The 7,340-nt window shown below is 55.9% G+C and carries 8 protein-coding genes; 2 read left to right on the top strand and 6 right to left on the bottom strand.

Features of this window, described 5'->3' with window-relative positions; all coding sequences use genetic code 11:
• The 5 genes from repC to LQV39_RS26225 all read right to left on the bottom strand — a co-directional run.
• The coding region (gene repC, locus LQV39_RS26245) for a replication protein C, IncQ-type (RefSeq protein WP_230030133.1) at positions 1 to 769 on the bottom strand (769 nt) is incomplete at its 3' end.
• Positions 759 to 1,628, bottom strand: a complete 870-nt coding sequence (locus LQV39_RS26240) for a helicase RepA family protein (protein WP_230030132.1) — start codon at positions 1,626 to 1,628, stop codon at positions 759 to 761. The genes LQV39_RS26240 and repC, both read right to left, overlap by 11 nt.
• Positions 1,629 to 1,690: 62 nt before the next feature.
• The gene (locus LQV39_RS26235; protein ID WP_230030131.1) at positions 1,691 to 3,811 is read right to left on the bottom strand and encodes a DNA-primase RepB domain-containing protein; all 2,121 of its coding nucleotides are present in this window, start codon (positions 3,809 to 3,811) and stop codon (positions 1,691 to 1,693) included.
• Complete coding sequence (gene mobC, locus LQV39_RS26230) at positions 3,808 to 4,158, bottom strand: plasmid mobilization relaxosome protein MobC (protein WP_230030130.1); 351 nt, start codon at positions 4,156 to 4,158, stop codon at positions 3,808 to 3,810. The genes LQV39_RS26235 and mobC overlap by 4 nt, the downstream gene beginning before the upstream one ends.
• 295 nt (positions 4,159 to 4,453) lie before the next feature.
• Complete coding sequence (locus LQV39_RS26225; RefSeq protein ID WP_230030129.1) at positions 4,454 to 4,912, bottom strand: hypothetical protein; 459 nt, start codon at positions 4,910 to 4,912, stop codon at positions 4,454 to 4,456.
• A 607-nt stretch (positions 4,913 to 5,519) separates the two neighbouring features.
• Between LQV39_RS26225 and LQV39_RS26220 the strand changes: the two genes are divergently transcribed.
• Entirely contained in the window at positions 5,520 to 6,383 is an 864-nt protein-coding gene (locus tag LQV39_RS26220) for a hypothetical protein (RefSeq protein WP_230030128.1), read from the top strand.
• 45 nt (positions 6,384 to 6,428) lie between these two features.
• A complete protein-coding gene (locus LQV39_RS26510) occupies positions 6,429 to 6,800 on the top strand; it encodes a response regulator (RefSeq protein ID WP_374199493.1) in 372 nt (123 codons plus the stop codon).
• A gap of 240 nt (positions 6,801 to 7,040) precedes the next feature.
• Here the strand turns inward: LQV39_RS26510 and LQV39_RS26215 are convergent.
• The coding region (locus LQV39_RS26215; protein WP_230030127.1) for a hypothetical protein at positions 7,041 to 7,340 on the bottom strand (300 nt) is incomplete at its 5' end.

Here is a 7,340-nt window from a genome sequence, read left to right as displayed (position 1 = left end):
GTAGCTTGCGTACTGCCCTCTTAACGACTTTGTTGACCATGCCCGGCTGCGGCGATGCCTCCAGTTCGTGCCAGATGTACTCGTAGAGCGTCGTATCGCGGATAGGGGTAGGGTGGGTCGCCCCTTCGTTAATAAAAGCGCAGAGGCGCTGATGGATAAGGCGCGTAGCGTCACCACGAATCGCGCGAATTTCGCCCATGGGGATGCTGATGTAGCGTGCATCGCCGACAACCGCTGTAGCGATCATCGGGTTCAGGCCGATGTTAAACGTGTTGCCGTTGAGCTTGCTCGCGTAACTCGACAGGAGGTGATACCCCTGCCGCTCGTCGCCGTCTCCAACGAACATCGTCACCGTGAATAGGCGCTCCATCGACTTCTGCAGGATACGGCGGGTCGAATGGCTATCAGGTTCCGCGTACCCCATCTCGCGCGCCAGCTCACTAAAGCCGCCAGCCACGGCCATGGCGATATCCGTGGGACCAACGCCGATAGCATTCATGTTCTTCGCCAACTGGCGACCTTCTTCGGTAACCGCGTTTTGCAGACTAAGCTGCTTGCCATGTACGACCGCCATCGCGATCAGGCCCTGTAAAACCCATAGATCGACAGCACCGAGCAGAAACGGGGCTTGAATCTCGATTGACCTGTCGCCGTGCGCGTATGTCAGATGCAGCGCCTGCTTGCCTTTACCGCGTAGGAAACTACGGAAAAGTCCTGGGCATGACGCGTGCGCGGGGTCGTGCCGTACATGTGTCAGGTCATACCGCATCGCGTCGCTCCATGTTCTTGCCATTGCCACGCTTCTTCTCGACGGCGTACAGCGTCGTACGAACCAGCACACCGCCCTCGCTGCGAGCGAGCCACGTCTCGGGGAACGGCACGCCGTGATTTTGTTTGCTGATGTTGAAGCGCACATAGAACCGGCGCTCGTCTTCGCCGACAGCTGGCCCACCTGGTGCGCCGGCCAGCGCCTCCGATTCGGCCTTCGTCATGCCGGTCAAATTCGCGGCCCACCTGGCATTGTCGATGAGGGCAGACGCGCCACGCGCTGCCTGCTGCTCGTCGCCCCGGCCTTGCACGGCCATACTCTTGCTGCTGTGGTGGATCACGAGGATGGCCGCGCCGGTCTGCTTGGAGATGTACTCCAGCTGGCTCACCAGCTGAGACATGTCCGAGTTGCTGTTTTCGTCGAGCGTGTGGAACCTGGTCAAAGTGTCGATGATGATGAGACGCGCATCTTTCGCACGACAGAGACCATTGACCCATTCCGGTGCCATGATGTCCGGCTTACGTCCCACGACGTCGAAAATCATCAGGTTTTCTGCGATGGCCTGCCGGGTCGCGGGTCCGAACTTTTTACCGAAGTTGTGCAAGCGATGCCACAACGGCACCTCTCCATCTTCTGCCGACATGTACACGACTTTGCCCTGCTTCGGCTCGAAGCCGTACAGGTCGGCTTCCTTCGTGCCAGCGGCGATGCCGCACGCCGCACCGAGGGCCAGCATCGATTTGCCAACGCCGCCCGGCGACATCAGGAAGCCCACGCTCCCCGCCAACATGCCGGGCAAAACGTAATCAAACGCTGGCGGGTCTTCTTCAAAAAACCGTAGAATGTCTAAAGCTGCCATATTGCTTCTCCAATGTGGTGGTTAGGCTTGCGGATGGGGTGGCCGCCCCATTCGCCTGCCGGTCATTTCGGTTCGGGAAAATCGAACCTACGTCCCTTTGTCGGCACAACGCCGACCTTCTTGACCGCCGCATCGACGGTGCGTTTTACGTAAACCTCTGGATCATACTTGCGCTCGCCAAGTGCAGGCGAGCCCTCGCGGATCGCGTCTTCTACATCGTCGCGGTCGAAGCCACGTTTCAGCATCTCACACGCCACGCCATAATCGACACTCGACCAGTCGATGACGCCGCCGTTTTTCGTAAACCAGTGCGCCTGCTGTTGATACTCACGCGCCGGTCCGTACCTCGCGTGCTTCGCTGGCGTTGCGACCTTCTCGATTCTCTCTGCTTTCAATGCCTCTGCGGCTTTAATAGCGGCGTCAGAATCGACTTTTCGACGCAGCGACGACAGAAGCTCCATCGTCCTTTCGCAAAGGCCCGTAACGGCCTCCTTCACGACCGTGAACATGTCACGGCGACCTGGCTTCTTGTTGCTGAAACCGGCCATCCTGAACGGCCTAATCACGCCTGAGATTTTGGGATCGCCGTACTTTCGATTGAGATCCACAACAAGCTGATTTGCGATGCTCTGCTCGTCCCTCCGGCCTTCGCGTCGAGCCTTGATGACGGCTTGGTAATTGTCCTCGCTCGACTGCTGTATGAGGCATGGCTTGTAGCCGTCCGCCTTCATCTTCTCGACCGCTTCGCCGGTCATGTCATCGATCAGAATGTAGTGATACGTCGGGTCAATCGGCGTGATGTAAACGTCGAAGCCCTGCGTGTTCGACCGCCGCAAAACCGGTAGCTGTGCTTCGACCTGGGTGGCGTCGTAGAACGTCTCCGGCCCGTTCGAAACCTTGGATTTTCCGAGGTTGTGCGAGCGGTCTTTGCCGTCGCGCGCAACCCTGTCTTTCAACGTCAGACGGTACTGCGGGGCGGCAAGCGCGGCGTGCTGCTGGTGCCACGCCGCGCGCTTCGCGATCAGGTCCCGTTCTTCGGCTGGCCCACCAATTTTTGCCAGACGCTCTGCTGCGACAGAGACTCCAGTTTTTTGTACACCGACACCACGTCCGCCCTCGGTGCTAGCGTCCGCAACTGGTTTTTCTCGTTCCGAGGTAGTACCGATTCGATCACCTTGAGGCGCTGATCCAAGCTCTCCAACGTTGGCATGATCGAGTTCAGTGCGTCGGCCAACGGCTGTATCGCCATCGCCAATTCCGCCGCTTGTTCCGGCAATCGGCGCACCTCCTCCAGCTGCTCGCGCAACCTGGTCAGGTCGTGCTGTAGCTCCGTCATCGATTTCACGGCTTGCAGCGGCGTCCTTGCGCCGGGTAAGTTCTTCACGATCTCGCTCTTGGTCATAGTCCATCCCTTTCTGTAATGCGGCCCACTTAAATGCCGCACCCAATTCCGAGCCAGAGAACTTGATGCCATCGAGCCTGAAAGCGAAGCCATTCATGCGGCCTGTCGACGCGATGTTAGGAATCGCCTCGATGCCAGCGGCGTCCAGTCGCTCCAGAAAAGCGGTGATGGTCGGACGGTCGGCTAGCGCGGCAGCGATGACTTCCTGCAGGACGAGACGCGGCGGCTTGTCACCAGTACGAAGCGCCTTCTCCAATTCCGGCTTCTTCGGCTGGGTCTTTTCGGGCATCACGATCTTGCCTTGGTCGTCGTACTCGACGCCTTTCGTAATGGTCAGGCCGAACTCTCGTTCAAGCTGCGCGATGATGCGCGTGTTTTTCAGGTTTTCGTTCTGGCCAAGATAAATCTTGCCGTCCAACTGGACGCGGTTCGCAATCACATGGATGTGTTCGTCCTGGTCGTGCTTCCAGATGCACCACTGCGACTGGTCAGTCGGCCAGTCCATGAGTTCCATATATCGGACAGCTATCCTGGACCAAGTTTCGTCATCAACGTCCTGATTTTTTGGCATTCGGAGTGAACTATGCCAAACCGGTTTTTCAATATCAGGGCGCAAAAGTGCAACCGCTTTGAACTCGCGTGCGAGTGCTTTTGGCGTAGTTCCTGCCATCGTCCCGCCTAATAATCTTCCGTGGCCCGGCTCGTTATCCTCTCCGGTCGCGGCGTAATTTAGCAGGCCGCTGAATCCCTTGCCCCGACTAATTTTGCGCATTCCTTTCATGATTCGGCCCCCAATAAGGCAAGACGAAATGAGGAAAGTCTTTCAGTCAGGTCCGAAATATCAACGACCTGGTTAGCATTGGCACGGTGCGCCAGCTGGTTCAGATTGGCCGCTGCTCGGGCTAATTCGATGTACGCCTGTCGGTTCAATTCAGGAACCGGCTGGATAGTCTCGTTTTGAAATGCAGCATGCCGCAGCCAGGTGCCACGCTGCACCTTACCGCGTCGAGCGTCAATAATAGAAAGCTCACTGCCGTTGACTCTGACGGACACAACGTGTGTCCGCTTCTCGTCTTTCGACAGCGATTTTCTACCGCGCTTTTTCTTCACCAATACATCATCCGTCATCTCATCCTCCATGCCTTCGGCACACACACGCCGCGCCGCCGCCGGCGTCGCGGAAAGGTATGGCACTGCCCTGCCCTGGTGACCGTCGCTCGCTGCGCTCACTCCAGCGACCGCACGCACCACCAGAATAGATAACCCAAGCAGAACGGCGGTTTGGCAGTTGCTTTTGCCCCCGGCAGGGTCAACCGGCAAGCGAAGCGCGACCGGCGAGCCGCAGGCGAGGGGATAATAAAGCGAAGCGCATATTAGCTCTTGCTCCTGTATATACCAATACCTTATGGATCAGCCTAGCACATCATTCGGCATGATCGCCAGTAATTGGCAGTTGCCGAGGATCTTTTTGATTGCCGGGAGCCTTTTCGGTGAATTTAGGGCGCTTGTACCCGGCTTTGACGAGCGCTTGGCCGAGATCACGTAACGCGAAAAAGATGGCATCAGGGTCGGCAATGGGCTTGCTGTCCTGGGTCGCGGCCTCGATAGCGGCCTTGCATTTCTCGATGGTTTTAGGCAGGTCGCGCAATGCCATATCGGACAAAAAACGGTCCGATGCTTCACGCTTCTCCTTTAGGAATTTCTCGACCTGGGCGCGTTCATCGTCGTCCAGCTTCGCCACCAGTTCGACGTCAATCGAAGCCAATTGTGAGACGTAATCGGGGAAGCTACCGACCAGCTGGGTGTCGGCGCGCTTTTTGTCTTTGTTGTACCCGGTATAGCGGATTAATTGAAAAACCTTGCCACGTTGTTTGATTTGCATGTTTTGCTCCTGTGATGATGTTGACCATTTAACCTACCATATGCCGGACAGAAAAATCGACAGATAGCAGACACTTTCACGTATTTTTGTAACGTCCAAACGTTTGACCCTATATCGGACACCAAACCGACATGACACTAAGCTAAAAATTGTACGACATAAGACACATTCTATACACTACATATCATACAAAATTTGCACGCTATCGGACAGTAAATATGTCTAATATTTCGGACAATTTCTATGTCCAATATCATACATATATAGTGTCTCATGTCAGACAAATATGTATGATATATCGGACAAATATTTGTACGATATCGGACACTGCGGAATCCGAATCCAAAATAGATAACTTAATAATCAAATAAGGTTATCTATTCTGGTGAGTATATCGGACACCATCCGGTCCTACTCCAGAATAGATAACTTAAATGGAAAATAAAGTTATCTATTGTGGTCAAAATGCCACAGTCACCATTTTAGGTTATCTATATTGGTGGATCAACCGGTCTATGGATAAAAATTCACCGAAATAGATACCTTTGCTCGACATCAGGGAGGGCCGGTGTGCTCTAATAAGGTTATCTATATTGGAGGCGGCGCTATGAGCGATGCGTTGGAAAAGCTGGACAATGCCCGGTGGCTGGTGGTCCTCGATGACCACATGCGCAAGGTGTATGCGCAGATGCGCGAACAGGAAGAGGCGTACTTGGACAGCCTCAAAGCGGCTGGCGCGACTGTGCTGCGCTTTGAAAAACCGGGTGCGGACGACAATGAAGTGTCGGGTCGCCGCGCCCTGGTCCTGGTGCCGCCTGCAATGAAAATGCCATCGCCAAAGAAGCTGGTCGCGCATGTCGCCGAGTGGCGCGACACACTCGCGGCGGCAGCGGCCCGGCAGGACCTAGAGCCGACCGTGGGCGTGCGCGGGGCCAGTCTGCCGGTCTGGCTCGGGCCGAACGGTGCTGACGTGCCGTTCACGGAGCCACGCCCGGCCTACGCCGCGACGGTCGTGACGCACCACCTGCAGAGGGCATTTCGCGGCGCGCGACTTGAGCCAGACGATGCCCTGGTCACGCTGCGCGAACGCGTTGAACGCACAGAAGCCGCGATACAGCACTCAATCGCGCATTCAAAAAAGGACCGGATCGCACGCCAGCAGGAAGCGCGCGATAACTTGAACGGCGCGATCACGCACCTGACGGCACTGATGTCGCAAGGCTGCATTGCGTCGGTTCGCATCCAGTCCGGCCTAAGCTGGCGCATCAATATCAAGTGCGAGGACGGCAGCAGCTTCGCGTCGACCATCGCCACTATTGGCCTGATACCTGGTGCCGCTGACGCGACCATCAAAGAGGCGCGTACACGCACGACCAAAGACAAAGACCTGGAGACGGTGCTGCTGCCGGGCGGGTTTTTGATTTACGTGACGCGACCTTTGGAACAGGACGGATCCAAAGAGTCCACCTAGGATAAGATTGAGTAATTACAACCATTGCCGAGTGGGCCGATAGAGATGATCCCACCACAGAATACTCAAAAGCACGTTCTTTTGGTCGAGCCAAATGATGACCTCAGAGAAACAATGACATTGTTGCTTCAATGCTTTGGGTATCAAATAACTTCTAGTAAAAACGCTAACGAAGCATTAGCACTTGCCCTCTCACAACCACCTGATGTGGTTCTCACTGAGGTACGCATGATCGACATGGAGATGCACGACTTATGTCAAAGGCTACGTGCTCTCCCAAATATGAACGGATGCCGAATCGTTGCGTTTACTGGGGACACTTCGCCTCAGGCTAAGGCAGAGATAGTGCGCTCTTGCTTTGATGCGGTTCTGGTGAAGCCCTCCTCCGCTGAAGCACTTGTTGATGCCATTGGCTAAATGCCATCAGGTCGTTGGAGTGTCCGACGGGGGTTTCCTTTCGGCGGCGGCGGCGCGCCGGGTGTGTGTCGCGCTTGCGCGGCGCTTCGCTTGCGAAAGCGCATAGATTTACTTAGAGGTAAATATAGACGGTCGAGCATGAAACCCGCATAGATACTGGACCTGCGGAAACTACATACCCGTTTTAACGCTCACGCTTTGCCGTTTTAACGCTCACGCAGACCCGTTTTAACGCTCACGCTATTTTGAAGATTCCGGCCTGGACACCATGAAAGACTTACCTCGGGGATCGAATACCCAGCCGAGGCTTGTCAATTCATCAATGGCGTCTTTCAGTTTCTTGCGCCGATATCGCTCCAGATTAGCCGCGCGCTCGCGCTCCTTCCGGTCGAGTTCGTCGTCCTCCGCGCCGCGTAGCTTGCGTACTGCCCTCTTAACGACTTTGTTGACCATGCCCGGCTGCGGCGATGCCTCCAGTTCGTGCCAGATGTACTCGTAGAGCGTCGTATCGCGGATAGGGGTAGGGTGGGTCGCCCCTTC

This window comes from Massilia sp. Bi118, from assembly GCF_918697865.1.
In the GTDB taxonomy this organism is placed as follows: Bacteria; Pseudomonadota; Gammaproteobacteria; order Burkholderiales; family Burkholderiaceae_D; genus Telluria.
Note: the sequence above shows the minus strand (reverse complement) of the source record. Positions and strands in the feature narration are given on the sequence as shown.

Bases quoted from the DNA above. Each gene is read 5' to 3' on its own strand.
- LQV39_RS26240 (WP_230030132.1), bottom strand. From the start codon at position 1,628: ATGGCAGCTTTAGACATTCTACGGTTTTTTGAAGAAGACCCGCCAGCG.
- mobC (WP_230030130.1), bottom strand. From the start codon at position 4,158: ATGACGGATGATGTATTGGTGAAGAAAAAGCGCGGTAGAAAATCGCTG.
- LQV39_RS26235 (WP_230030131.1), bottom strand. From the start codon at position 3,811: ATGAAAGGAATGCGCAAAATTAGTCGGGGCAAGGGATTCAGCGGCCTG.
- LQV39_RS26220 (WP_230030128.1), top strand. From the start codon at position 5,520: ATGAGCGATGCGTTGGAAAAGCTGGACAATGCCCGGTGGCTGGTGGTC.
- LQV39_RS26225 (WP_230030129.1), bottom strand. From the start codon at position 4,912: ATGCAAATCAAACAACGTGGCAAGGTTTTTCAATTAATCCGCTATACC.
- LQV39_RS26510 (WP_374199493.1), top strand. From the start codon at position 6,429: ATGATCCCACCACAGAATACTCAAAAGCACGTTCTTTTGGTCGAGCCA.